This window comes from Vibrio sp. 378 (genome assembly GCF_033339435.1).
This window is the reverse complement of sequence record NZ_JAWOUO010000652.1, coordinates 1-655: the sequence shown is the minus strand read 5'-3', so window position 1 is coordinate 655 and position 655 is coordinate 1. Positions and strand designations below refer to the sequence as shown.

At 49.5% G+C, this 655-nt stretch carries 1 protein-coding gene; it reads left to right on the top strand.

All coding sequences use genetic code 11. The features are described 5' to 3' along the window. Nucleotides 1-655 (top strand): efflux RND transporter periplasmic adaptor subunit (locus tag R7Q48_RS28075; protein WP_318133589.1); only part of this gene is annotated, 655 nt, incomplete at both ends.

Here is a 655-nt window from a genome sequence, read left to right as displayed (position 1 = left end):
GGTGGCATCGTGAAGCGTGGGGAAGTGCTATTCACGATAGAAAGCGATAATTATGAAGCGGCCGTACTTCAAGCTGAAGCGGGTCTGGCTAGTGCTCGTGCATCGTTAATTGAAGAACAAGCAAAAGCGGAAGTGGCGAAACGCCAAGCGAAAAAACTTAGCGACAAGCAAGTCACCGATCTGTACTTGCGTAAACCTCAGGTGCTTAGCGCGCAAGCGCAAGTGAAGTCTGCTCAAGCCGCTCTCAAACGTGCAAATCGCGACTTGGAAAACTGCCGAGTGGTTGCGCCATACGATGCTTTAGTGGTCGAGCGTGATGTCGGTGTGGGGCAGTTTGTGACGTCGGGATCTCGTGTCGCAACTTTGAATAACATCGAAGTGGCGGAAGTGCATGTTCCAATTGCTGGTTTTGATAGTGCGTTTTTGCCGGAGTCAATCAAAGAGCTGACAGCAACCGTAACTCAGCAAGGCATTCTCTCGACCACCCGTGAAGGTAAAGTCGTTCGTGATTTGGGAATGATTGATAGCGCCACGCGCATGATCAATATGGTGATTCAGGTTGAAGACCCTTATGGCATCGATAACCAGCAACCGCCAATCAAATTTGGTTCTTACGTAGAAGTCAGCTTTACGGGCAAAGAGCTCAAGCATATCT